The 25,317-nt window shown below is 67.8% G+C and carries 24 protein-coding genes; 12 read left to right on the top strand and 12 right to left on the bottom strand.

The features are described 5' to 3' along the window. Positions 1-21: 21 nt before the first annotated feature. The 6 genes from cpaB to FOZ70_RS01630 form a co-directional block, all read right to left on the bottom strand. Positions 22-861: a Flp pilus assembly protein CpaB gene (gene cpaB, locus FOZ70_RS01655; protein ID WP_042972805.1), complete on the bottom strand. Its 840-nt coding sequence runs from the start codon at positions 859-861 to the stop codon at positions 22-24. A gap of 35 nt (positions 862-896) precedes the next feature. Next, positions 897-2,297 (bottom strand): ATP-binding protein, encoded by a 1,401-nt coding sequence (locus FOZ70_RS01650; RefSeq protein WP_021156635.1) that lies wholly within the window; start codon positions 2,295-2,297, stop codon positions 897-899. Positions 2,298-2,329: 32 nt separating this feature from the next. Beyond that, the gene (locus FOZ70_RS01645) at positions 2,330-2,869 is read right to left on the bottom strand and encodes a prepilin peptidase (protein WP_124467616.1); all 540 of its coding nucleotides are present in this window, start codon (positions 2,867-2,869) and stop codon (positions 2,330-2,332) included. A gap of 28 nt (positions 2,870-2,897) precedes the next feature. Further along, positions 2,898-3,104, bottom strand: coding sequence for a hypothetical protein (locus tag FOZ70_RS01640; protein WP_048027263.1), 207 nt, complete (start codon positions 3,102-3,104; stop codon positions 2,898-2,900). Positions 3,105-3,195: 91 nt separating this feature from the next. After that, on the bottom strand, positions 3,196-3,378 hold the full coding sequence (locus FOZ70_RS01635) for a Flp family type IVb pilin (protein WP_021156632.1): 183 nt from the start codon (positions 3,376-3,378) through the stop codon (positions 3,196-3,198). Between the two features lie 140 nt (positions 3,379-3,518). Next, the gene (locus tag FOZ70_RS01630; protein WP_021156631.1) at positions 3,519-3,710 is read right to left on the bottom strand and encodes a Flp family type IVb pilin; all 192 of its coding nucleotides are present in this window, start codon (positions 3,708-3,710) and stop codon (positions 3,519-3,521) included. A 1,062-nt stretch (positions 3,711-4,772) separates the two neighbouring features. Between FOZ70_RS01630 and FOZ70_RS01625 the strand changes: the two genes are divergently transcribed. Genes FOZ70_RS01625 through FOZ70_RS01610 form a run of 4 tightly spaced genes read left to right on the top strand, consistent with a single transcriptional unit; the run spans position 4,773 to position 8,857 of the window. Continuing rightward, positions 4,773-6,014 (top strand): glycosyltransferase family 87 protein, encoded by a 1,242-nt coding sequence (locus tag FOZ70_RS01625; protein ID WP_021156629.1) that lies wholly within the window; start codon positions 4,773-4,775, stop codon positions 6,012-6,014. Beyond that, positions 6,011-7,390 carry a glycosyltransferase family 87 protein gene (locus tag FOZ70_RS01620; protein WP_059587472.1) on the top strand — a complete coding sequence of 460 codons (1,380 nt, stop codon included), beginning with the start codon at positions 6,011-6,013 and terminating at the stop codon, positions 7,388-7,390. Before FOZ70_RS01625 ends, FOZ70_RS01620 begins: the two co-directional genes overlap by 4 nt. 24 nt (positions 7,391-7,414) lie before the next feature. Further along, positions 7,415-8,458: a glycosyltransferase family 2 protein gene (locus FOZ70_RS01615; protein ID WP_021156627.1), complete on the top strand. Its 1,044-nt coding sequence runs from the start codon at positions 7,415-7,417 to the stop codon at positions 8,456-8,458. Between the two features lie 15 nt (positions 8,459-8,473). After that, positions 8,474-8,857, top strand: coding sequence for a GtrA family protein (locus tag FOZ70_RS01610; protein ID WP_060156718.1), 384 nt, complete (start codon positions 8,474-8,476; stop codon positions 8,855-8,857). Positions 8,858-8,890: 33 nt separating this feature from the next. Here FOZ70_RS01610 and FOZ70_RS01605 read toward each other — a convergent pair whose 3' ends face one another. Continuing rightward, complete coding sequence (locus tag FOZ70_RS01605) at positions 8,891-9,133, bottom strand: hypothetical protein (protein ID WP_219704815.1); 243 nt, start codon at positions 9,131-9,133, stop codon at positions 8,891-8,893. 20 nt (positions 9,134-9,153) lie between these two features. Between FOZ70_RS01605 and FOZ70_RS01600 the strand changes: the two genes are divergently transcribed. Both FOZ70_RS01600 and FOZ70_RS37895 read left to right on the top strand, forming a co-directional pair. Then, on the top strand, positions 9,154-9,657 hold the full coding sequence (locus tag FOZ70_RS01600) for an inclusion body family protein (RefSeq protein WP_027792733.1): 504 nt from the start codon (positions 9,154-9,156) through the stop codon (positions 9,655-9,657). Between the two features lie 65 nt (positions 9,658-9,722). After that, entirely contained in the window at positions 9,723-10,613 is an 891-nt protein-coding gene (locus FOZ70_RS37895) for an AidA/PixA family protein (protein WP_258025514.1), read from the top strand. A 28-nt stretch (positions 10,614-10,641) separates the two neighbouring features. Here FOZ70_RS37895 and FOZ70_RS01585 read toward each other — a convergent pair whose 3' ends face one another. Together FOZ70_RS01585 and FOZ70_RS01580 are read right to left on the bottom strand one after the other, a co-directional pair. Beyond that, on the bottom strand, positions 10,642-11,580 hold the full coding sequence (locus FOZ70_RS01585) for an ABC transporter substrate-binding protein (protein ID WP_059648661.1): 939 nt from the start codon (positions 11,578-11,580) through the stop codon (positions 10,642-10,644). Positions 11,581-11,689: 109 nt separating this feature from the next. Then, the gene (locus FOZ70_RS01580) at positions 11,690-12,808 is read right to left on the bottom strand and encodes a TauD/TfdA family dioxygenase (protein WP_219704814.1); all 1,119 of its coding nucleotides are present in this window, start codon (positions 12,806-12,808) and stop codon (positions 11,690-11,692) included. A 436-nt stretch (positions 12,809-13,244) separates the two neighbouring features. Here FOZ70_RS01580 and FOZ70_RS01575 point away from each other — a divergent pair, with 436 nt between their 5' ends. Together FOZ70_RS01575 and FOZ70_RS01570 are read left to right on the top strand one after the other, a co-directional pair. Continuing rightward, positions 13,245-14,678: an MFS transporter gene (locus FOZ70_RS01575; protein WP_219704813.1), complete on the top strand. Its 1,434-nt coding sequence runs from the start codon at positions 13,245-13,247 to the stop codon at positions 14,676-14,678. Positions 14,679-14,729: 51 nt separating this feature from the next. Beyond that, complete coding sequence (locus FOZ70_RS01570; RefSeq protein ID WP_059648663.1) at positions 14,730-15,998, top strand: ATP-grasp domain-containing protein; 1,269 nt, start codon at positions 14,730-14,732, stop codon at positions 15,996-15,998. A 91-nt stretch (positions 15,999-16,089) separates the two neighbouring features. Here the strand turns inward: FOZ70_RS01570 and FOZ70_RS01565 are convergent, their stop codons facing one another. Continuing rightward, on the bottom strand, positions 16,090-16,965 hold the full coding sequence (locus FOZ70_RS01565; protein ID WP_219704812.1) for a LysR family transcriptional regulator: 876 nt from the start codon (positions 16,963-16,965) through the stop codon (positions 16,090-16,092). Between the two features lie 167 nt (positions 16,966-17,132). Here FOZ70_RS01565 and FOZ70_RS01560 point away from each other — a divergent pair, with 167 nt between their 5' ends. Further along, positions 17,133-18,062: a hypothetical protein gene (locus FOZ70_RS01560; RefSeq protein WP_258025513.1), complete on the top strand. Its 930-nt coding sequence runs from the start codon at positions 17,133-17,135 to the stop codon at positions 18,060-18,062. Next, complete coding sequence (locus tag FOZ70_RS01555; protein ID WP_081070064.1) at positions 18,059-19,288, top strand: ATP-grasp domain-containing protein; 1,230 nt, start codon at positions 18,059-18,061, stop codon at positions 19,286-19,288. Before FOZ70_RS01560 ends, FOZ70_RS01555 begins: the two co-directional genes overlap by 4 nt. Positions 19,289-19,561: 273 nt before the next feature. Here the strand turns inward: FOZ70_RS01555 and FOZ70_RS01550 are convergent, their stop codons facing one another. Beyond that, entirely contained in the window at positions 19,562-20,137 is a 576-nt protein-coding gene (locus tag FOZ70_RS01550; RefSeq protein WP_346656379.1) for a GNAT family N-acetyltransferase, read from the bottom strand. Between the two features lie 464 nt (positions 20,138-20,601). Here FOZ70_RS01550 and FOZ70_RS01545 point away from each other — a divergent pair, with 464 nt between their 5' ends. Then, on the top strand, positions 20,602-21,804 hold the full coding sequence (locus FOZ70_RS01545; RefSeq protein ID WP_048027279.1) for an AAA family ATPase: 1,203 nt from the start codon (positions 20,602-20,604) through the stop codon (positions 21,802-21,804). Positions 21,805-21,808: 4 nt separating this feature from the next. Beyond that, entirely contained in the window at positions 21,809-23,512 is a 1,704-nt protein-coding gene (locus FOZ70_RS01540) for a cobalamin biosynthesis protein CobT (protein ID WP_219704811.1), read from the top strand. Here the strand turns inward: FOZ70_RS01540 and FOZ70_RS01535 are convergent. After that, positions 23,475-25,289: a histidine kinase gene (locus FOZ70_RS01535; protein ID WP_219704810.1), complete on the bottom strand. Its 1,815-nt coding sequence runs from the start codon at positions 25,287-25,289 to the stop codon at positions 23,475-23,477. The genes FOZ70_RS01540 and FOZ70_RS01535 overlap by 38 nt on opposite strands. Between the last annotated feature and the right edge of the window lie 28 nt (positions 25,290-25,317).

The following is a 25,317-nucleotide window of genomic DNA, read 5'->3' as shown; positions in this document are numbered from 1 at the left end:
ATGTGACTGTGTTGATCTGCTTCAGAAACACTCGACGCTGCCCCTTACACCCGTGAGCACGCCGACGCAGTCGCGCCGCGCTTCCGGCGCCGCATGCGATGCGACGTGCACGCGTACCGTCCGGACGCGAGCGGGCGCCGCGGGTGCTTCGGGTGCGGGCTCCTTGCCGAGCAGCGTCATCTTGGTCGCCCCGTCGGTGTTCAGCGTCTTCTGGTCGATCTGGTTGCGCAGCACGAGCGACAGCGTGCCGACGCTGCGCGCGAGGTCGAGCCGTTCGGCCTGGTCGGGCGTGACTTCCAGCGTCACCGCGTTGACGACCTTCGGCGCCGTGTCGTCGCGGCTCACCTGCTGCGCGACGGCGAGCACGAGGATGTGCTCGAGCACGATCTTCGAGATGCTCTGCCCGTCGGTCTTGCCCTGCTGTTCCTGCGTGTTGACGATCACGTCGACGTAGTTGCCCGGCAGCGCGAAGCCCGCGACGCCGACCACGTCGTTCACGCGCACCGTGATCGCGCGGCTGCCGTCCGAGATCACCGCGGACAGCCCGCCCTTCGTGCCGACCGGCGCGAGCTTCGATTCGATCACCGGCTCGTCGCGCGACAGGCTGGTGCGTACCACGCGCCCTTCGAGCGCCTTGGTATCGGTGAACGCGCCGGCCGGCACGCTGCCCGACGGCCAGTTCACCATGCGGATCTGGTTCGGCCCGAGCGGTTCGCCCAGGTTCAGGTCGGTGGCCGCCACCGCAACCGACGTGACCGAACTCGTGGATGTCTGCATCAGCCAGCGGGACGCGAACACGACCGCGGCAAGACCCGCGACCATCGCGACGACCAGCATCAGGATCGCTCGACTGTTTTTCATGGCAATGCTCCTCGACGAATCGTGAAAGAAACGGCTCAACCGGTGATGAAGGTGCGTCCGCCGCGCTCGACGGGCGGCGGATGGACGCCTTCCCGTTCAGGTCCCGCGCCGAAATAGCTCGCCCACGCGTCGTACAGTGCGTCGTGCGTCACCTCGGCCGGATCGCCGCGATAGCGCGCGCCGGCGGCGACGAGTCGCAGCAGGTCTGCCGGGAAGCACGCGAGAAACGCCTTGCCGGTCGGCAGATGCAGGTGGTGCAGCAGGTAGTCGAAGGCATCGCTCGCCGCGACGAGGCCCAGCGATGCGCACGCCGCGTCGAACACCGCGCGGTAGTTGTCGATCGACAGCGCGCCGACGTGGATCTTCGAGCCGAGGCGACGCATGAATGCGTCGTCGCAGAACTGTTCGGGCGCCAGGTTGCTCGAGAACACGGGCCAGACGTCGAACGGCATCACGAAGCGGTTGCCGGATTCGAGCGTCATGAAATCGACGCCACGATCGAGCGGGCGTAGCCAGCGGTTGAGCAGGTCGCGCGGCTCGACGCGCTGGCGGCCGAGATCGTCGACGACGTACATGCCCATGTTCGCCTTCATGTGCGGCGGTGCCTGGTAGAAGCCCGCGGCTTCGTCGCGGCGCAGGTCGAGCTCGTCGAGCGTCAGTTCGCCGCCGGACATCACGACCGGCCGCTCGCACAGGCGCCAGCGGCGATCGACCGACTGGCCGCCGGGCTGCGACGCCGCGTCGACATGCACGAGCGGGTCGTAGACCTGGATCACCTCGCCGGCCGCGCAGATCGCGTGCGGCACCGGCACGTAACCGCGCATCAGCGAGCCGAGCCGCTCGGCGAGAAAGGTCTTGCCGCTGCCGGCCGGGCCGTGGATCAGCAGCGGGCGGCCCGCATTGAGCGCCGCGGCCGCCGCGTCGAGCACCGACGTGTCGATCACGATGTCTTCGAAGGCGGCCCACACGTCGCTCTGGCCGATGTGCAGCTTGCGCACCGAATGAGCCGCCACGCATTCGAGATACGCGTCGAGCGTCACCGGCGCGGGCCCGCTGTAGCCGCTGCGCGCCCGTTCCTCGAGCGCCAGCACGCGGCCCGCGTCGGTCAGGCGGAACGTCACGTCGAGATCGGTCGCGCCGCGATGGGTGAGTTCGACGAGGTGCTCGCGCACCAGGAATGCAAAGACGTCGTCGAGCACGGCGAGCGGCAGGCAGTGCCGCTCGACCAGGTCGCCGTACGACGGGCGGCCGAGCATCAGCGTCGACTTCAGCACGAGGCCGGCAACGAACGTCTTGCTCAGTCCCGTTTCGTCGAGCGAGCGCGGCGCCGCCGGCAATTGCGCGCCCAGCTTCGTGCGGGCCTCCCGCGACGGCAACGGATCGGGCAGATGGGCCACCTGCGCGTCGCGTCTCGGTTCGGTATGGTTCGTGTTCATGGTCGTTCGATCCTCGTTGCGGGTGCATCGCGCTAGGTGTGCGACGCGAACAGCATGGCCAGCGTGCCGGCCGCGATCGCTACGCCATACGGCAGCGAGCCGACCGATACGATTTCCGCGGGGCCGTCGGCGGCCTCCCCGCGCGTTCCTCGCGAATGCCGCGCGATCAGCGCGCGGACGTTCGTCCACATCTGGCGCATCCGGCCGCGCAACAGCACGACCGCGAGCGAACCGATCCCGCCGGCCAGGAACGTGGCCAGCACGATGTAACAGGTCATTTCCGCGCCGACCCATGCGCCGATCGCGACCATCAGCTTCACGTCGCCGGCCGCCATCCCGCGCAGCAGGTAGAACGGCAGCAGCAGCGCGAAGCCGGTCGCCGCGCCGGCAAGCCAGGCGAGTGCGCCTGCCAGGACGCCGTGCAGCACGCACTGGGCGACCAGCGCGCCCGCCAGTCCGAGCGCGACGAGGCCGTTCGGGATGCGGCGGGCCACGATGTCCGTGCCGGCCGCGGATACCGCGAGCAGCGTCACGCACAACGGAATCGGGTAAGACGGCGCAACGAGCAACATGGCGAACCTCGCTGAGCGAATCGAAGGATCAGGAAACCATTGCCAACGCAGTGGCCACGGCGGCCGTGACGGCCGTTGCGATCACCGCGTACGTATTGGCAAGCGAGCCTTTCGGCGTGACGACGCTGCCCAGCACCGCGACGGCGAACGTCGCCGCGACGGATGCATACCCGATCGACGTCGCGCGCTGCTCCGCGCCGATCCTGGGGCCTGCGACACGCACCCTGGTTTGCATGATGGTCTCCGGTTCCCGGTCATCCGATGCGTGGGAGCGGCTCGATCGCTGCACCGGCCGAGCCGTCCGCACGCTCTGCTTTTCAACGGCCTCACACGGCCGCGGTCAGGTCGGCAGCGATCGTGGTGAACACGGTCTTCAGCTGCGTGCCGACCGCCGTGACGGCCACGATGATGCCGACCGCGATCAGTGCTGCGATCAGGCCGTATTCGATGGCGGTCACGCCGTCTTCGTCGCGAACGAAACGGGCGGCTTGTTGAATGAACTTGGTCATGATGATCTCCTTGCGTGGTGACTTTCAAAATCCTCGCGTGCCGGCTGGTCGGTTGACCGTGCATCGATACGTCGAGGCAGGGTGTTGCTGCCGTGTGGTGTCGACGAGCGATTCGAATGTTCCGTTCGTCGTACCGTCCATCAGAGTGCTGTTACCGCCGAGTCCAGACTCGAGGCGATCGTGCTGAACACGGTCGACAGGTCCGTACCGATCGTCGTCAACGCGACGACGATGCCGAGTGCGATCAGCGCGGCGATCAGGCCGTACTCGATGGCCGTCACGCCTTCCCGATCCTCGACGAACCAGGCGATCTTTTCGATGACTCTTGTCATAGGTACTCTCCTTTCGGACTGCTATTGAATACCCTTCGTCTTGTGCGACGTCGGGACGGGCACCACCGGCACTACGCGAAAAATCGGAACGCGACGCTCAGCTGCGGGAACGGGGATGCACATCCCTGTCCGCGCGAACGGGTATCAGTGAGGCAGAATGCGAGAGAGGCGTGTACGGTGCGACAGGTCGGACAAGCCGGACAAGCCGGGCAATCCGGTCGACCGGAACGGCACGACGGCCGTTCGACGCATGGAATCCAGATGAACGGGAAACAATCTCCCGGATAAGCTGCAATATGTTTTTAATCCGGTTCTCGAACCGTGATGTGCTGTGGTCTTTCATTTTTATTCCCCATATTCGGCCATGCCGACTTTTTATTGCCCTGACGATACCGGGGCTCATTGGTCACTCGACGAAGGCTTGCGCGGTTGATCGACCTGGAGCTGCGTGTTCCCCGACGCGCTCCGGCCCTTCTTTCCGCCGGTGATTCCGATGCGGGTTCCGTCTGTCTTTTGCCGGAACCGCCCGGTCGTCACCTCGTCGACTGCCGTGCCAACGCTTACGCAAAGAGCAGGCCACCTCGAGCGGAATCGAGATGCATCAAGGGTTCCGGCGATGCCCGGGTTCCCCGGCCGGGGGCCCGGCGCGTGAAATGTTTCAAAATTGATATAGGTTTCCGCGCAAGCGTTGCAAGCCTGAATGCCTGCCGCCGCGCTCCGCCAAGGACCCAAAAAATTTTCTCGGGACTTTCCCGCACACGCGATACGACCTGTGCCTCATGTGGCCGGCCGGATGCCGAGCCGGTCAAATTGGCCGAATGTTTCAAAGCAGAAACATGAAATCCGGAAACGTCGATTTCTCATACCTGAAAACACCGTTTTCACGTGCGTCACCGGTCAATCCGGATTCCGGCTTTCAGCGGGCGATTTGCATCACGCGATTTTTTCTTCAACAATGAATTCACCGGACGACGCGATTTCAATGCGATTCGATCCGCAGGCACGACAGAACATGAAACGGCTGCGACAAACCATGCAGCCTCTACACACATACGGGGAATCATGTACACAGCCAATCGTGGGTCGCGCGTTCGCGCTATACGCTGTGCTCAATGGCTCACAGCCGACCGGATCGTTCCGTACAGCTGCATCATGCTGATGCTCTTCGCCGCGTTGCTGATTGTCTGGGGCTTCGTGACGAACGGCTTCACGTCGAACGCCGCCGTGCGCCCGGGCGTCGACTTCTCCGTCTTCTGGACCGCATCGCACCTGGTGTTGCAAGGCCATGCCGCTTCGGCCTACGACCCTTCCTTGTTCCTGCAGGCCGAGCTCGCACAATTCGACACGTATTTGCAGCACCGGTCGCTTCCCTGGCTCTATCCGCCGACGATGTTGCTGTTCATCGCTCCGGTTGCCCTTGTGCCTTTCCTGCCCGCATATTTCCTCTTTTTCGCGGGCAGTCTTTTATGCTACGCGCTCGCCGTCTCGCGGTTGTCGGGATTGCGCGCGCATCTTCCGGTGCCGCACGCCGCGGCGATCGTCGTGGTCGCGTATTCGGCGGTGTGCATGTCCGCGCTGTTCGGCCAGAACAGCATCCTGACCGCCGGCCTCGCCGCACTCGCGCTGCATCTGCTCGGCAAGCGCCCGGTCGCGGCCGGCGTGCTGATCGGGCTGCTCGCGATCAAGCCGCAGCTGGCCGTGGTGTTCCCGTTCGCGTTGATCGCGGCGCGCGCGTGGCGCACGTTCGCGGCGGCGGCAATCAGCGCCACGCTGTTCGCGGCGGCCGGGATCGCGCTGACCGGTACGGGCGCACTGCATGGGCTGGGCGACGCCGTGGCGACGGTGCGCGGCCAGCACTTCATGCTGCCGTCCTACTGGCTCGCTTCGCCGACGCCGTTCGCCGCGCTGCGGCTCTCGGGTTTCCCGGTGCCGGCTGCCCTGGCCGCGCAGGCCGCGATCGCGTTGCTCGCGATCGCGGCAACCGTCGATGTCTGGCGGCGCACGCCCGACATGCGCCTGCGCGGCGCGGTACTGGCCGTCGCCACCTTGCTGACTACACCGTATCTGTGGCACTACGAGCTGACCTGGCTCGGTATCGCGATCTTCTGCCTGATCGCCCACGGCTTCGATGAAGGCTGGCTGCCCGGTGACCAGGCCGTGATCGTGCTCGCCTGGCTGCTGCCGATCTTCGAAATGCTGAACCGCCTGATGAAGCTGCCGCAGATCGGCCCGATCGTGCTGCTTGCCGTGCTGTTCGTCGTCGTTCGCCGCACCGCGCAGTACTCGCCCCGGAGCTCGCGATGAAAACGCCCCATTCCGTTTTCCACGCCCGTCCCGAGACGGATGCGCACCCGGAACTCCCGATCGCCGGCCCGCGCCGTTATCCTCACTGGCTCAATCGAGATCGCGTGCGCGTTTATGCCGGCGCCGCGTTGCTGGCCGAACTGCTGTTCATCGGCATCTACATCGCCCGAATGTACTTGCAGCATGACGCCGCGCTGGTGCCGCTGTCGGAGGATTTCTCCGCGATCTGGAGCGCCGCATGGCTCGCCGCGCACGGTCGTGCCGCCGACGTCTGGCATTTCAGCGCGTTGTTCACGATCCAGCAACTCGCCGTCCCGGGAATGAATCTCGAGGACGGCATGCTCCTGTGGCTCTATCCGCCCAGCATGCTGTTGCTGGTCCTGCCGCTCGGCTGGCTTCCGTACACGCCGGCCGTCGTGCTCTGGCTTGGCGTCACGTATGTGCTGTTCGCCGTCGTCATGCAGGCGACCGTGCAGCGCGGCACCGCGTGGCTGTGCGCGCTGGCCTTCCCCGCCGCATTCATCACCGTCGTCATCGGGCAAACGAGCCTGTTTACCGCGACGCTCGGCGGCCTCGGCCTGTTGCTGCTGAAGCGCCGGCCCGTCTGGGCCGGGATCTGTTTCGGCATGCTGATGATGAAGCCGCAGATCGCCATCCTGTTCCCGCTCGCGCTGCTGTGCGCCGGCCAGTGGCGTACGCTGGCCGCGTGGGCGGCGACGATCGCCGCCTGCGTCGCGCTCGCCACGCTCGCGTTCGGCACCGACTCGTGGATCGCGTTCGCACACGGGATGCACGACGTCTACCAGGTCATCAGCACCGGCCATGCGAAGCTCGCGCGGATGCCGACCCTGTTCGCGCTGGCCGCGATGGCAGGCCTGCCCGCTTCCGTCGCCAACGCCCTTCAACTGCTGTCGGCCGCGGTCGCCGCGATCGCCGTCGTCTATGCGTGGCGCGGCGACTGCGCGTACGCGCTGCGCGCCGCGACGCTCGCGTGCGCGTGCCTGCTCGTCAGCCCCTATCTGTACGACTACGACCTGACCTGGTACGGCCTCGTGATCGCGTGGTACGCGCGTTATGCGTGGACGCACGGCTGGCGGCGCTTCGACCGGGAATGGCTGACGCTGCTGTGGCTGACGCCGCTCGCGGGCCTCGCGGTCGTGCCGCATCTGTCGTTCCAGTTCATGCCGCTCGTCACGCTGGCATCGCTCGGGCTGCTCGTCAGCCGGATCGCCCGGGACCGGCGCGACGTGCCGTCGATGCCGGACGCGCGCGATCACTCGACCGACACAGCGTTCACCCATTCGGCCAGAACGCACCACCGCCCGGCGTACGGATTGCGCCGCACCGGCCGACCGACCATCGGCGCGCATCGGTGAAGCGACATCACAGGGGAAATCATCATGCGGGAACCACTCTATATACCGCTCGTATCGCTGGTCGTGCCGTTCTATAACGAAGGCGAGGCCGTCGAGCGCTTCTTCGACGTCGTGATGCCGTTGATGACGTCCATCGACGGCATCCGGTTCGAGATCGTCTGCGTGAACGACGGCAGCCGCGACGATACGCTCGAGCGGCTGATCCGGATCGGCACCGGCGAACGGCGCGTGCGGGTGATCGACCTGACCCGCAACTTCGGCAAGGAAGCGGCGCTCACGGCCGGTCTCGACGAAGCCCTCGGCGACGCGGTGATCCCGCTCGACGCCGACCTGCAGGACCCGCCGAGCCTGATTCCCGTGATGATCGAACACTGGCGCGACGGTGCGGAAGTCGTCGCCGCGAAGCGCAGCAACCGCGCGTGCGATTCGTTCGCGAAGCGCACCGCGGCCGCGATCTACTATCGCGTGCACAACCTGCTGTCGGACGTGAAACTGCCGGAGAACGTCGGCGATTTCCGGCTGATGGACCGCAAGGTCGTGAACGCGCTGCGCAGCCTGCCTGAGCGGCATCGGTTCATGAAGGGACTGTTCGCATGGGTCGGCTACCGGACGGTCATCGTCGAATACCAGCGTGACGCGCGTAGTGCCGGGCACTCGAAATTTTCCGGCTGGAAGCTGTGGAATTTCGCGCTGGAAGGCATCACCAGTTTCAGCACCGTGCCGCTGCGCAGCTGGACCTACATCGGCGTCGGCATCGCCGCGCTCGCGTTCCTGTACGGCGCGTTCATCATCCTCCGCACGCTGCTGTTCGGCAATCCGGTACTCGGCTACGCGTCGCTGATCTCGGTCACGCTGTTCATCGGCGGCATCGAGCTCATCGGGATCGGTGTCGTCGGCGAATACATCGGGCGGATCTACGACGAGTCGAAGCAACGGCCCGTCTACCTGATCCGCCGCCGCTACCAGACGCACGGCAAGGTGGTCGAGCTGCGGGTCGCGCGCGATGCGCGCCGCCAGAGCGCTCGCCGGCGCGTGCAGCCGACCCGTGCGCGGATCGGCGAACGCTGACGCGCGGCGACGGCCATGATCGGCCTGCTCGATGCCGAGCGCACGCGCCTCGTGCGCTTCGGCGTGTCCGGCCTCTGCTCGACCGCGATCCACACGCTGGTCGCGGCGACGCTGTTCGCGCGGTTCGACGCGACGCTGGTGACGGCGAACACGATCGCGTTCCTCTGCGCGACGGCGTTCTCGTATCTCGCGAACACGCTGTGGAGCTTTTCGTCGGCGGTGCGCACGCGCAACGCGGTGCGCTTTCTCGCCGTCACGCTCGCCGGCTTCGTCGAAACCCTGCTGCTCGCGCGCGCGGCCGAAGCGCTCGACGTGTCCCGCGCAATGAGCATCGTCGCGATCGCGTTGCTGATTCCGCCGACGACGTTCCTGCTGCACCGGCTCTGGACCTATCGTTGAACGCCCCTCCCCGCCGCCCCCGAAAATAATCGGTCATTCAATTAACAGATTCAATGTCGGCATATTTATGTCACGCATGAATCCGATTGATTCCGGTTTTAAAATTACCGACCAAAACAAATTAAATACCCTGTTTACTTTTACAGCTTCCATAAACAACCGAACGGGATAACCTGCCTTCGCCATCTCGCCAGCACGGGCATCGAACGGCGACGAGCCTTGCATGACAAGGCAATGGCGACTGCGCGACGTAATTCGCGCAACAATAATTCCCATTCATTCAAACGGGAGCTTCTATGTCACGCGTTACCGATGTGCTCGTCTCTTTCGATACCGAAACCATCCTCAAGAAATATCCGAATCCCAGCAAGAATCCGAATAGCCCGACGCTGATCGACTGGAAGCACGTGTACATGGTCACCAACCAGGACAACGTGGTGTCCGGGCAGGCGGGCGGCGAACTCGACCTGAAGGCGCAGGTCGGCGACCTGATCCGCTGGCGTGAAACGAGCCTGTCGCTGGGCTTCGAGAACCAGGTGGTGTTCTACAAGTTCATCGGCAACGTCGGCAACGAACTGATCTCGACGCCGACGCCGCGCGTCGCGGAAGCGTCGATCCCGGTGCCGAACACCAGCAAGCCCGAGGTGCCGACCTGCCAGAAGGTCGCGAACTACTACTGGTCGTCGGAATGCCTGAAGGTCGGCCGCGTGACTTACCACTTCCAGTTCCAGATCATCGATCGCAACTGCCAGAGCCAGGGCTGCTTCTCGTGGGATCCGTTCATCTCGATCCATAACTGATCGCGGCAGGCGGGCGGCCGCGCGGCGGCTGCCCGCATCAACCCCTTGTTGCGGAGGAAGCGCTCATGCCTGGTCTTCGTTCCGATGTGCTCGTGATCGTCGACGCCGTCACGCTGCTGTCGGCCTACCCGGAGGCGAGCCGGGACCCCGACGCGCCGACCGTGATCGACGGCCGGCACCTGTACGTGGTGAGCCCCGGCGACGCCGCGCAGCTCGGCCACAACGACAGCCGGCTCTTTGCCGGGCTGTCGCCGGGCGACCAGTTGCGCCTGCGCGAGACCGCGCTGGCACTGCGCGCCGAGGCGAGCGTGCTGTTCGTCCGGTTCGCGTTGAAGGATGCGGGCATCGTCGCGCCGTTCGAAGCGGAAATACGCGACGCGGCCGCGCCGGTACCCGATGCCGACGACCTGCTGCATCCGCCGTGCCATCCGATGAAGGACCACTACTGGCGCAGCGACGTGCTGGCCGCGGGCGCCACCACGTGCACGGCCGATTTCGCCGTGTTCGACCGCGACGGCACCGTGTCGGGTTATTTCCGCTGGGAAACGTCGATCGAGATCGGCGCCGGCCAGCCGGCCGAGAAACAGCAGGATTTCAAGCCGTCGTCGGATCGCAACGGCAACTTCACGCTGCCGCCGAATACCGCGTTCAAGGCGATCTTCTACGCGAATGCCGCCGACCGGCAGGACCTCCGGCTCTTCATCGACGATGCGCCGGAACCGGCCGCGTCGTTTACCGGCAACAGCGACGACGGCGTCAGGCTGTTCACGCTGAACTCGAAGAGCGGGAAGATCCGGATCGACGCGTCCGCCAACGGCAGGAAATCCGCGACCGATGCGCGTCTCGCGCCGCTGTCCGCGGGCGACACCGTCTGGCTCGGCTGGCTCGGCGCCGAGGACGGCGCCGATGCCGACTACAACGACGGGATCGTGATCCTGCAGTGGCCGGTCACCTGAGCATCGCGGCGATCGGCGCCCGGGCGGTTCAGGTGCGCGGCAGCCCCGGCGGATTGGTCTGCGACCGGTCGATCGCTTCGGCGTCGAGACTCCAGCGGCCGAGCACCTTCCGGTAGCTGCCGTTCGCGATCAGCGCATTGATCGCGACCGTCAGCGGATCGGCGAGGCCGCTACCCTTGCGCGTCGTGATCGCGATGTCCGCGGTGCGCGGCCAGCCGCCGCTCACGGTGCCGATCAGCTTCGCGTCGCCGCGCAGCGACGCCTGGTACGCGAGCATCGAGTTCACGCTGAAGATCGTGTCGACGCGCCCCGACTGCAGCGCGACCCAGCGCTCCGCCGCATCCGCGTAGTACTGGATCTCGACCGGCGCGAGGCCGCGCGCGACGTTCTGCCGGTTCCATTCGAGCAGGATCTTCTCCTGGTTCGTGCCCGAATCGGTCACGACGCGCAACCCGGCAACGTCCTTCGGCTCGCGAATCGACGCGATCCGGCTGCCGTTCTTCACGTAGAAGCCGAGCTGATCCTTCCGGTAGGTCGAGAAGTCGAATTTCTCCTTGCGCTGTTCGGTCACCGTCACGTTCGAGATCACCGCATCGACCTTGCCGGACTGCAGCGCAAGCGGCCAGTCGGCCCACGAGAGCGGCACGATCTTCAGCTTGCGGCCGATGCTGTCGGCGACGAGCTGGGCGAGATCGGGATCGAAGCCGACGACCGTTCGCGCATCGGTCGCATAGGTGCTGAGCGGCGGCAGGTTCGGCGCGATGCCGATCGTCAACGTGCCCGCTTCGGCAAACCGGTAGCCGGCCGGCAATGCCTGCTCGACCGCCGGGTTCACGGTGCCGCGCTGCCGGCCCGGCTGCTCGGGGCTCAGGTCGAACGTCGCGGCCTGCGCGGCGACGCTGCCGCCGATCAGGACGGCGGCCAGCGTGCGAGCGATGCGTGCTGCGGGAAATGCTGTTCTTCTCATGTCTTCCGGATTCCTTGATGTTTTTCGAAGCGTGTGCCGAACGCGGGCGGCGCCGAACGATGCTCACCGCCCGTTCGCCGCCCTTCTCCTGCCGGCGTTCCAGGCCCGCTCACGCGGGCGCCGCCTCGAGTTCTGCGGCGGCCGCGCGTTGCGGCGCCGGTTGCGCGACCGGCGACGGGCGCGTTGCATGCGCGTCGCCCGCATACAGCGCCTTCGGATCGAAGACCCGCGCCTGCAATGGCGTGAACGCGCGGAAGTTCCACAGGCTGCGCGCGACGAACACGCGCTGCACCCAGCGGAATGCCCGGTCGTTCTCGTCGTATTGCGGATCGAAACGATCGCGCGAATGCAGCGTGAAATGGTTGTTGATCAGCACCAGCTTGCCGGGCTGTACCTGCACGCCGAACGACACTTCGCGCACCGCGCGATACAGGTTGGCCAGCGCCTCCTGCGCGCGCGCATTGACCGCCAGCACCATGTCCGGATAGAACGCGACCGTCACGCGCGGCGCGTCGAGCGGCCCGGACAGCACCGCGCTCAGGTCGGTGTTGTCGCGCGGCGTCGGCGCCGCGCCGCGCCACCGGTACGGCACGCGGATGATGTAGTGCTCGCCGTAGAGTTGCGCGATGTCATCCGGCGACAGCAGCTGCAGCGCGCGGCGCGCGTCGGCGAGCCGCGTGTACGGGCCGCCGCCGGCTTCGCTGCGCGCGCCGAGAAGCAGCAACGCGAACGGCGACGTGTCGCCTTCCGGCATGTGCGCCTGCGCGGCGTTCTCGATATGGAAATCGAGCTCGACCTCGGAGCCGAGGCCCGTGTAGTCGCGCGCGGTCGTCTTGTGCGGCGTGAGGTTGTTCACGAGCTCGCGGCCTTCGTGCGCGATCGAATACGGCTCGCCGGCCAGCGTGCTCAGGGCGACCAGCACGTTCTCGCTCAACACGCCGGCCTTGAACGAGCGGCCGGTCTCCTCGAACCTCGGGCTGCCCTTCACGTCGTCGTCGATCGGCAGGTTGTCGATCTCGATCGAGCCGTGCGCGTCGGCGGTCGGCGCCTTCGCGCGATCGAACGCGTCGACGATCCGGTCGGGAAACGCGTTGTAGGCAAGCTTGCGCACCGCGCTGATGTAGCCCGCGCCGCCGGCCGGATCGTAGGCCAGTGCGCCGAGCGTCTTCCGGATGTGACCGGACTCCGCTGCCGTCAAGACGATGCGTTCATCTGCGAGATAGGTCATAGGTCTCTCGTATAAAGATCGGGGTTCGAAGAGCGGCATGGCACCGCCGCTGCGCGTTGCCGTCCTCGGGGCGCAGCGCTCGACAAGACTAGGAGACCGTCATTGCATTGCGAAATGATATTAAATCGATTGCAAACAAAAATTTTCGATATAAGTTCAGCAATCCCGGCGGCGTCAGGCAGCGTCGATCGCGCCACGCCTTAACACGAAAGGTGGTTAAAAAATCGCTGGTTATTATTTGTATTCGTTAGCAGGTCGATGCTAGTTTTCTGTCGGATTCGACGATGCGGCCGGCCGTCGATCGGCAGCCGGCGCCCTTCCTCCGCCCTACGGAAATCTGCCCGATGACCCGATTCCGCCTGCTGCGCCGTTCGTCCGGTCACGACGTGACCCTGCCCGCTTACTGCCTTGCGCGCCACGCGGCACGGAGGCCGCAATGAGCGATCGCGCCCAGGCGCTCGGCGGCGCGCCGGCCGCCGTCGCACCGCCGCATCGCACGTCGCTGCGCGCGATCTTTCCGACCGTCGCGGCCGCGAGCCTCGGCTTCGCGATCGTTCAGCTCGACGTGACCGTCGTCAACGTCGCGATTCCGAGCCTCGGCCATTCATTCGGATCGAGCGTCCATGGGCTGCAGTGGATCGTCGATGCGTACACGCTGTCGTTCGCCGCGCTGCTGCTGACGTCCGGCACGCTGGCCGACCGCTTCGGCAGCCGCCGGCTGTTCGCGTACGGCCTCGCGCTGTTCCTGCTGGCATCGCTCGGCTGCGCGCTCGCGCCGTCGCTGGCCGCGCTGATCGCCGCGCGGGTCGCGCAGGGCGTCGGCGCCGCGATGATCCTGCCGACGTCGCTCGCGCTCATCACACATGCGTGCGCGAACGATGCCGCCGCGCGCGTAAAGGCCGTCGCGTGGTGGAGCGCGACCGGCGGCGCGATCAGCGCGGCCGGGCCGACGCTCGGCGGGCTGCTGATCGATTCGCTCGGCTGGCGTGCGATCTTCTTCATCAACCTGCCGATCTGCGCGGCCGGGTTGTGGCTCACGGTGCGCCATGTGCGGGACTCGGCCGCCGCCCGCACGCGGCTGTTCGATCCGGCCGGCCAGATCGTCGCGGTGCTCGTGCTCGCGCTGCTGACGGGCGGGATCATCCGGGCCGGCGCGCAGGGGCCGGGCGACCCGTATGCGGCCGGTGCGCTGGCCGCATCGGTCGTGCTCGGCGCGCTGTTCGTCGCGATCGAGCGCCGTGTGGCCGCGCCGATGGTGCCGCTCGCGTTCTTCCGGATTGCGCGCGTGCCGGGCGTGCTCGCGATCGGCGCGATCACGAATGCCGCGTTCTACGGGCTGATTTTCTCGCTGAGCCTCTATTTCCAGAATGCGCGCGGCTTCACCGCGACCGAGTCGGGGCTCGCACTCGCGCCGCTCACGATCATCATGCTCGCCAACATCGCGAGCGCGCGCCTCGCCGTGCGCCACGGATTCCGTGCGACCGTCATCGTCGGGCTCGTCGTGTCGCTCGCGGGCTACGTGTGGCTGTGGCGGACGCTCGGCGCGCATACCCCATATGCGCTGCTCGCGCCGGGGCTCGCGGCAATGGCGATCGGCGGTGGCATCGCGATTCCCGCGCTGACGTCGACGCTGCTCGGCAGCGTCGAGGCCGGCCGCTCGGCCACCGCGTCGGCGATCCTCAATACCGCGCGCCAGGTGGGCGCAGCCGTCGGCGTCGCGGCGCTCGGCGCGCTGGTCGCGGGCCAGGGCGCCGCGATCGTGGCCGGCGCGTCACGCGCATTCGCCGTCGCGGCCGCGCTCGTGGCCGTCTGCATCGTGCTGGCCGCACGCTGGCCCGGCGATACGCCCGAACCCGGCCCGCGAGCCTGAGCCCGCGCCGGCCGCCTCCTTCAACCGATCCCACAGCCCAGCGAGGAATCCATGCCGCATCGCTTCATCGATACCGTCCTGATCGTCGACGGCGCGTCGACAGCCGCCTATCTGGCACCCGCGTTTCGCGCCTACGGCATCCGTTGCGCGCACGTGATCAGCGACCCCGACCTGCCGGAAATCTACCGGAACCAGTTCGTCCCGTCCGACTACATCCGCCAGGTCCAGCATCGCGGCGACCTCGACGCGACGCTCGCGCAGCTGGCCGACCTGCGGATCGGCGCGGTGCTGCACGGCCTCGACGCGGCGCTGGAACTGGCCGACACGCTGGCCGAGCGGCTCGACGTGCCGTACCGCAATCCGCTCGCGACCTCGGCCGCGCGCCGCGACAAGTACGCGATGAACGAGCGCATCCGCCAGGCCGGCCTGCGCGCACCGTCCCACTTCCACAGCACGTCGGTCGACGCCACGCTCGAATGGGCGCGCGCGCACGGCAGGCTGCCGCTCGTGGTGAAGCCGGCCCGCAGCGCGGGCGTCGCCGGCGTGAAGATCTGCCGGACACTCGACCAGGTCGAGGCCGCCGCACGCGACGTGCTCGCCACCCGCTCGCTCTACAACCAGCCGAACGACGACATCGTGATCCAGAGCTATTCGGAGGGGCAGGAATACATCGTCGATTCGGTGTCCTTCGAAGGCCGCCATCGGGTGGTCAGCCTGTGGGAAGTGCACCGCGACCGCACGCATGCACCAAGGCTCGACAAGATGCTCGTGTTGAATCACGCCGACCCGCGTTACGCGCCGCTGCTCGACTACGCGGCCGACGTGCTCGACGCGCTGGAAGTCCGCTTCGGGCCGACCCATCTCGAACTGTTCGATACGGCGGACGGCCCGACGATCGTCGAGCTGAACGCGCGGCTGCACGGCAGCCTCGATCCGCGGCTGACGAGCGCGGTCAGCGGCGAGAACCATGTATCGGCCGCCGTCGAGGCCGTGCTGCATCCGGAGCGGCTGTTCGGCGAAGCCGCCGCGCCGACCGATTTCCGCGGTTACTGCGGGCACGTGCTGCTGCTGTCGTCGCGCAACGGCGTGCTCCGGCAGGACTTCACCTGGCAGGCGATCCAGGCGCTGCCGTCATTCGTCGGGCTCAAGCAATGGGCCAAGGTGGGCGACACGCTGCGCGTGACAACCGACCTGCAGACGGCGCTCGGCACGGTCGGCCTCTACAGCCCGACGTTCGAGCGCCTGCTCGAGGATTGCCGGCGCATCCGCGAGATCGAGGCCGATTTCTTCGCGGACGAACGGGCGGTCGAGTCGGCCTAGTGTCTCCGCGTGGTGCGATCGGCGCCGCGCATGCGGTGCGGTGCCGTGCCGTGCCGTGCCGTGCCGTGCCGTGCGCCACGGTTGTACTTCGCTAACGCGCTAGCAGCGCACCCGCCTGCCGGCCGAGCACCGCGCGCAATGCGTCGAGCTCAGGCAGCGCGGGCGCTTCCTCGGGCGTGACGAGATAGGTCGTCACGTTGTCGAGATCGTCGAACGCGTGCGTCCGCAGCTCCTTGCGCGCCACCTGCTCGGTCGTGATCCGCTTCGGCAGGATCGCGACGCCCATGCCGGCCGCCACGCAGCCGAGGATCGCGCCGAACGTGCCGAACGACGCCACCGACCCGATCGCGATGCCGCGCGCCTTCAGCCAATGCTCCGCCACCGCGCGATACGGGCAGCCGTCGTGAAACGCGAGCAGCCGCACCGTGTTGTCGGCCAGTACCTGCCGGCGCGTGACGGTGGCGGCGCTCACCAGCACCATCTCCTCGGCGAACGCCGGCTCGTAGCGCAACCCGGGCCGGACGACCGCGCGCGCGGTCAGTGCGGCGTCGATCCGGCCGCGCAGCAGCGCGTCGGCCAGATCCGGCTCGCTGCCGATCTGCACCGTGAGGCCGAGCGCCGGATCGTGCGCCTTCAACGCGGCGGCGAGCGCCGGCAGCCGCGTGGCCGCCGTGCTTTCCATCGAGCCGAGCCGGAAGCTGCGCGCGACCGGCGTCTCGCGCACCACCTGCGTCGCTTCGTCGACGAGGCGCAGGATGCGGTCGCAATACGGAATCAGCCGGCGCCCCGCGTCGTTCAGCACCAGCCGCTTGCCGTGCCGGTCGAACAGCGGCGCGTCGAGCGACTCCTCGAGCTGGCGCAGGCGCGCGGTGACGTTCGACTGCGTGCAGCCGAGCCGTTCGGCCGCGCGCAGCGCGCTGCCTTCCTGAACGACGGCCCGGAAGGTTTCGAGCAGAGGAATGTTCATATCATCATCTCTTGTTACTGATGCAGTTTATATCATTTTACTTCGCCAATAATCAGGAATAGCCTGATGGATATCCCGTACCGGCCCGCCCCCTTTCGAGGAAACCGCATGCCATCCGCCGCCTGCCCCGGCTTCGCCGCCGCTCACCACCGGCCCGAGGCGCCCTCGTGCGCACGCTGATTGCCGCGCTGGTGCGGCGCGGCCCGACGGTGCTCGCGGGCGGCGTCGGCCTCGGGCTGCTGGTGCCGCCGCTCGCGGACCTCGCGCGGCCGCTGATGCCCGTCACCGTGTTCCTGTTCGTGCTCGGCACGCTGCTGCGCGTCGAGCCGAGCGCCGTGCGCGCGGTCGCGCGGCGGCCGGCCGTGTCGCTGCTGCTGCCCGCCGCGACGATGATCGCGTGCCCGGTCGCACTCGGCATCGCCGCGCGGCTCGCCGGCATGCCGTACGACTGGGTCGTCGCACTCGTGATCGCGTACTGCGCGCCGCCGTCGAGCGGCACGTCGACGATCGCGCGGATGCTGTCGCTCGACGCCAGCGTCGCGCTCGTCGCGACGCTCGCATCGATGGTGTTCGTCCCGCTCACCGCGCCGCTGCTGACGGCCTGGTTCAGCCACGACGCGGCCGTGTCGATCTCGCCGTTGAATCTCGCATTGCGGCTCGCGCTGCTGATCGGCAGCGCCGAGGGCGTTGCGCTGCTCGTGCGGCGGTTCGCGGGTTCCCGGCTCGACCGCTATGCGACGCCGATCGATGCGACCGTCGTTGCCGCGCTGCTGGTGTTCGCGCTCGGCACGATGGCCGGCCGTCAACGCGGGCTTCCAGATCATCGCGTACGGGCTCACGCCCGGCGACGTCCGCACACGGCTCAATGTCGCGCTGATCGTCGCCAATCGCAACGTCGGTCTGATGTGGGCCGCGCTCGGGCTCGCCGCGACGCCCACCATGGCGCTCGTGTTCACGTGCGCACAGTTGCCGATCTACACGCTCCCGCGCGTCGTCCAGCATCTGCTGCCGCGCCTCGAGGCACAGCGCCTGCGCCGGCGTGCACGTTAGCCGGCGCGCGACGCCCCCCTTCTTCTCCGATCAAGGATCCAGCATGAAGCGACTCATCGTGATCGGCGCACGCGCCACCGGCAGCAGCCTCGCGCTCGTGCGCGGCGCGCTCGCCCGCCAGGTGGCCGTGACCGTCATCACCGCGCCCGGTCACAGTCTGGACGGCGTCTTTCCGGACGGCGTCGAGACGATCCATCTCGAACCCGATGCCGCGCTGCTCGCCGGCTGGCTGCGCGCGCGCTATCCGGACGAGATCGACACGCTGCGCGTGACGACCGCGCACGACACCTATGCGCGCACCGCCGCGTGGGTCGCCGACGCGCTCGGCCTGCCCGGCCCCGATGCGCGCCACGTCGCGCACGCGGTGTCGAAGTCGAACCAGAAGGCACTGCTCGCCGCGCACGGCATCCCGGCTGCGCAATTCGTCACGGGCACGCTGGCCGCGCGGGCGGCACTCGCCGCCGCGGCCGCTCCGCTGCGTTTCCCGGTCGTCGTCAAGCCGTCGGAAGGCTCGGCGAGCGACGGCGTGCGGCGCTGCGAGGACATCGCCGACGTGCGCGCTCAACTCGACGCACTCGCCGCCGCTCGAGCCGCCGTTCGAGCCGATGCACAGGCGCTTGCGACCGAGCGCATCGTGATCGAGGAATTCCTGGGCGGCAGCGAATACTGCGTCGAGTATTTCGACGGGCGCTATGTCGGCGCGATGCGCAAGCTGAAGCGGCATGGCGCCGGCTTTCTCGAACGCGGCTATACGTCCGAACTCGATCTCGACACGCCGACGCTGCGCGCGCTGATCGACGTCGGTACGCGCGCAACGGCGGCCGCCGGGCTGACGTGGGGGCCGGTGCACCTGGACTGCATCGTGCACGACGGCGTGCCGCATGTGATCGAACTGAATCCGCGAATCGCCGGCAGCTTCATCTGCGACATCGTGCGCGACGGCTACGGCTTCGACGTGGCCGAAGCGTTGCTCGACAAACTCGACGGGCGCCCGGTCGCGATTCCCGAGCGGTTCGAACCGCTCGCGTATGCACGCGCCGAATTCCTGCTCGACAGCGACCCCGGCGCATGGCGTTTCGCGCAGGCGGGCGAGCTCCGCGACGGCACGGTCACGATCAGCTACGGACCGCAGGTGTTGCCCGATCGCGAGCGGCGGGCGTTTGTTTATGTGCGGGTTGCGCTGCCGGTTGCGCATGGTGTGAACGAGACGCCCGCGCATCCCGGCTCGTCGGCCCACTTGGCGTCTGTCGCACCACCGGCCGTTTCCGGCTGACGGAACGGTTGGCACAAGCGCCCGACTCGACAGGCGCCGTGCCGGCCTGCCCGGCCAACCGGCACGCGCGTTCAAACCGTCATCACACTGGAAGCCGCGGGGAGGCGGCAAAGCGGAATCGGCCACCCGTCCACATCACGCCGCGCGGAAACGGGCGAATACCACGTGGCGGATTCGGCAAAGCTACACTGCCGACCGCTACCGCAGCCTTTTCACGGGCGGCGCATCGAGCGTCGGCTGATGCGCCGCATGCGAAGCGGCTGACCTGCACCGTCACAGATTGCGCCCCAACAACTGTCCCGGCCACCCGTCCACATCGAAGGTCGACAGCCGCTCATACCCGCAGGACTCGTAGAAGCGCACCAGTGCGCCGGTCCCGCCCCCATAACAATCCACCCGCAAGCGGGCCACGCCGGCAGCCCGGGCGCGCTCATCCGCAAAGGCCATGAGCCGCCGGCCGACACCACGCGCCCGCGCATCGCGCGACGCGACCAGCACCCTCACGTAGATTTCCGGCTCGGTCGCGGGCGGCACATAGGGCATCGATTCGCCCAGGATCAATGCGCCCAGGATGCGGCCGTCAGGCGATTCCGCCACCCACGCGTCGGGCAGCGCACACGCTTCCGTCACGAGCGCAATCCGCTTCGGTTGCGTCGACCAGGGCTCGCGGCCCCATTGCCCGTCGTTGCCGATGTCGACGAACCACGCAATCACTTCATCGAAGATCTCCAGGACGCCCGGCGCATCCAGCGCGCTGGCACGTCGGATCACCCGCTCGTCCGTTCCTGTCACCGTCACGTTCAACACTCCTTCGCCGGAGTCGACGACCGGCGCATGGTTGGATGTCACACACCAGGCGACTCAAGGAGGCGCGATGGGAGCCTGGCGATCAAGCCTGCTACGGTACTGAAATTCCACCCTGTTGATCAAGGCGTGAAGGCCCACGATCCGACGTGACGGATTGGCTTCGTCGAACGCCCCGGGAGGTCGGCGTCAGGCGAGGGGTCGAACGACGATGACGCGCGTGGAGGTTGCCGACGGACTGCGACACGTCGCGGCGTTGCAGACGGATCGGGACGATAAAAGCGGTTCGATTCCGTGGCGAGGTACCGAACGATCATGCTGCAGCGCATTACACCTGGCCATCACTTGATGACGGCAGGCCGACGCGCCGCCTGCTACGCACCGCGCCGCATCGAAACGAAAGGAAACGAAACGATTCCCGCGCGAATGTCACCCTTCGCGGCAAAATATACAATCGTCGTGACGCATCGAAGGCACGAAGCGCCGGCCGCCCACTCTCGCTCGCCACCATGAACGCACCCGCTGACCCCACTCCCTCCGCCGCGTCGGTACTCGGCGTCTATCGGCAACTGGCGGACCCGTCCGCCGGCCAATGGACCGTCAGCCGCTCCGAACGCGCGCACATGTACCGCATCCAGCATCATCGTCCCGACGGCAGCACGTCGGTCGATACGGTCGTCGACGCGGACAACCTCGATGCGAAGCTGCACAAGTGGATCCAGGAAGGTTTCGTCCGGCGCGAAACGGGCGACCATGCGGCCCCCGCGCATCGCGACCGGTTCATGCAGGACCTCCGGCACGCGCACGCATCGCGGCCGGCGGCCACCGGCGATGCGGCGCACGTCGTGCAGGTGGGCGGCGTGCCGATGCCGCGCGGCCCGGGCGGGCCGCTCGTGCCGCCACGGAACCCCGCCTACCTGTTCACCGCGCGCGCGACGGACGTGCTGGAAGACATCGTCGAGAACCGGCGCATCCTGTTGATCGGCCACACCGGCACCGGCAAGACGAGCCTGATCGAGCAGGCCGCCGCGCTGGCCGGCCACGGCGTGCTGCGCTCGAACATGAACGGGCAGACGACGGTCGGCGACTTCGTCGGGTTCTGGACCGTCAAGGGCGGCGAGACCCGCTGGGTCGACGGCGTGCTGCCGACCGCGATGCGCGAAGGGCTGTGGCTCATCGTCGACGAGATCGACTTCGCGGAACCGGCCATCCTCGCGGTGCTCACCGCCGTGCTCGAACCGGCCGGACGCCTGTTGCTCAAGGAGAAAGGCAACGAGATCGTCGTCCCGCATCCGTCGTTCCGGCTGTTCGCGACCGCCAATGCGGCGGGCGCGATGGGGCAGTTCCGCCATCTTTACCAGGGCGCCAACGTGATGAACGAGGCGTTTCTCGATCGCTGGCGCGTGTACCGCCTCGACTACCTGCCGCCGTCCGACGAGGCGCGCGTGCTGCAGCGCACGTTCGGCGCGGCCATGACCGAGGCGATGGCCGGCACGCTCGCGGCGATCGCGGCGGACTGCCGCGCCGCGTTCGTCCGCGAGGATCTGGCCAGCGCGTTCTCGACGCGGCGCCTGATCGACTGGGCCGACCTGATGCTGCGCACCGGCGATCCCGAAGCGGCTGCCGGCCCGACGATCTACGCGAAGGTCGGCGCGGAAGACGCCGACCTGATCCGCAGCATCATTCGCCACTACATCGACGTCGGGGCCTGACGCGATGGACCGCGACGACGATGCGCGCTCGCTCCACCTGACCCGGCTGGCCCGCACGCTCGCGCAACGACACGGCATCGAGGTACGGTTCGCGCGCCACGGCCCGCTCGCGCAGCGCGACCTGCTGGTGCTGCCCGACACGCTGCTCGCGGGCGGCGTCGACGACGACACGATCGTCGGCCTCGTCGATCTCCATGCGGCGCGGGTCCGCTTCGGCGCGATCGATGACGTTGCCGCGCTGGCTTCGCCCGCGGTGCGCGCGATTGCGCAGGCGATCGACGACCGGCGCGCGGCCGCTTGCCTCGTTGCACACTATCCCGGCGCGAAGACGTTCCTGCTGCGGATGCGGGTGGCGTCGGCCGCCGACACGCTTCGAAAATGGCCGCAAATGGCGTGGCGCGACAGGCTCGTATCGCGCATCGAACGTGCGCTGTGGGACGAACCGCCATCCGCGGTCGAGCGCATCCCGTCGCTCGACGCGACGCTCGCCGCGTCGGACGATCTCGTCGACGAAGCACGCGCCGCGGCTTCGACGGCCGACAGCATCCGCGCCGCGCACCGGATCGTCGAGCGCGTCCGCGCGCTGGCGTCGGCCGGTGCGAACAACATGATGTTCACGGCCGATCCGGGCGGCACGATCGACAGCGACAGCATCGCCGCCGAATTCGACTCGGCCGGAACGGGTGCGCCGGACGATGCGCGTGCGCCGGTTTCGGCCGAGTCGGGCGCCGCCGCGATCGCCGACACGGAATCGTCAACGGCATCACCGACGCCGGGCGATGCGACACCCGGCACGATCCGCCTGTCCGCGGACCATCGGCCGCTGTTGTCGGTCCCGCTGACCACCGCATTCGACACGGTGACGGACTTCACCGGCAAGGGCGACGCGGCGCGCTGGCACCGCCTGCGAAGCGCGGCCCGCGCGCAGACCGAGCCGCTCAAGCTGCGACTCGAACGCGCGTTGAAAGTGGACGAGCAGACGCGCTGGAAGCGCGAACAGGAACGCGGCGAACTCGACCGGATGGCGCTCGCCCGCCTCGTCACGTCACCCGGCTACCGCACGCCGTTTCGTGTCCGGCGTGCCGCGCCCGGGCGCGACGCGGCCGTCGGCCTGCTGATCGATTGCAGCGGGTCGATGGCCGGCAGGAAGATCGAGCTCGCCCGCCTGTGCGCGGCGGCGCTGTGCGATGCGCTGATGCAGCTCGGCTTCGCGTGCGAAGCGCTCGGCTACAGCTCCGTCGAAGACGCCGCGATGCGCGCGCATTACCAGCGCTGGATCGACGCCGGCCGCGACACGTTCGGCTACAACCGCTTCGTCGAACGGCTCGACCTGCGCGTCTACAAGCGGTTCGATTCCGACAACCCGAGCGGCCTCGCGTGCATCGAATGCGGCCACGAGAATCCCGACGGCGAGGCCTTGAGCTGGGCCGCCGAACGGCTGCTGGCGCAGCGTGCGCGGCGGCGGATCCTGATGGTGCTGTCCGACGGTTATCCGGCCACCGGCGACGGCAACCCGGCGATCCTGCGCACCGACCTGCGCGCACGCGTCGACGCGCTGCGCGAGCGGCGCGTCGAACTGATCGGCGTCGGGATCCTCGACGATTCGGTCGAAGCGTTCTATCCGGTCAGCAGCGTGGTGGAGCATCTGCACGAGCTGCCGGCCGCGGCGTTCAGTGTCCTGAGCGATACGCTGCTGGACCGGCGCTAACCTCCGCCACGGCCGCGTTCTCGTTCGTGCGTTGGTTCACGCTTCCACCGGCCCGCCGGATCGGCAGCCGAACGCAGAACGTCGTGCCGCGCCCCGGCTCGCTCGTCACGTCGATGGTGCCGCGATGGCGCTCGACGATCCCGTGCGACACCGACAAGCCGAGCCCCGTCCCCTGCCCGACCGGCTTCGTCGTGAAGAACGGATCGAAGATCCGCCGGACGACGTCGGGCGTCATGCCCGTGCCGGTGTCGCTGATCGCGATCGACACCTGCTCGCCGTCGCTCGACGTGCGGATCGTGATCACGCCGCGCTCGGGAATCGCTTGCGCCGCGTTCACCAGCAGGTTCATGAAGACCTGGTTCAACTGCGACGGCAGGCATTCGACCAGCGGCACGTCGCCGTAGTCGCGCACGATCTCGGCCTTGTACTTGAGTTCGTTGTGGACGACGTTGAGCGTGCTTTCCAGGCCTGCGCGAAGATCGACCACGCTCCACTCGTCGCTGGCCGGACGCGAGAAATCGCGCAGGTCCTGCACGATGCGCCGCACGCGCAGCGCGCCGTCGATCGACTCGTCGATCAGCGTCGCGATCTCGCCGCGCACGTAGTCGAGGTCCGCCGCGCGGCCCAGTGCCGTCAGCGCATCGCGCGCGGCCGGGTCGAGCTGCGGCAGCGCGGCTTCATGCGCGGCGATCACGTCGAGCAGGCTGCGCACCCACGTCTTCAACGTATTGAGGTTCGCGCTGACGAACCCGATCGGATTGTTGATCTCGTGCGCGACACCGGCCGCGAGCTGACCGATCGACGCGAGCTTTTCCGACTGCAGCAGCTGCACGTGGGTTTCCTCGAGCGCATGCAACAGGCGCCGCTGCTCCTCCTTCTCCTGTTCGAGCCGTGCCTGCGCGGCCTTGCGTTCGTCGATCTCGGTCGCCATGTTCTCGCGGGTACGCTGCAGCATCGCCGTCGTCTGTTCGTAGCGGTGCAGCGCGCGCTCCAGTTCGGCGGTGCGCAAGCGCACGAGCCGCTCGAGCGTATCGGTCATCCCGCGCAGGAAGGTTGTGCGCGCATCGAATCGACTGAGCAACAGCGTGACGACCAGGGTTCCCGTCGTAAACAGCGCGACGGTCGTCGCGAGCCACGGCGTGTCGACTCCGTTCGCGGCCCCGCATCGCGCGTCCGGCGCGAAATGCGCGGCCGCCATCGCCGTGTAATGCATGCCGGTGATCGCGACGCCCATGACGACGGCCGCGCCGACGCGCCGGGCGGTCGCATGGCTCGCCTGCCGCGCGCGCAGCGCCTGCGCGATCCACAACGCGGCGGTCGACGCGATCACCGCGATGCCGATCGACGCGGCGAACAGCACGACATCGTAGCGAATCCCGGGCATCATGCGCATCGCGGCCATCCCCGCGTAATGCATGCCGGCGATTCCGCCGCCCATCAGCACGCCGCCCGCGAGCAGCCGCCGCCAGCCCAGCCGCGCGCGCGTGACGACATACAGCGCGAAGTACGACACGAGCACGGCGATCGCCAGCGACGCGCCCGTATCCGGCAACGCGTAGCCGAGCGGAATCGGCAGTGAAAACGCGAGCATGCCGACGAAATGCATCGACCAGATGCCCGTCCCCATCGCCGCCGCGCCGCCGCCCAGCCACATGCGCCTGAGCTTCGGGTTGTCGAGCAGCGAAATGAAGGCGGCGAGATCGAGTGTCGTATAGGAGGCCAGCGTCGCGATCGCGACCGACAGCAGGACGAGCGGAAGATTGTAGGTGCCGTGCATGATCGAGCGCCCGAATCGAGGTGAGTGC

The organism is Burkholderia sp. COPS, assembly GCF_019425585.1.
Classification (GTDB): Bacteria; Pseudomonadota; Gammaproteobacteria; order Burkholderiales; family Burkholderiaceae; genus Burkholderia; species Burkholderia cepacia.
Note: the sequence above shows the minus strand (reverse complement) of the source record. Positions and strands in the feature narration are given on the sequence as shown.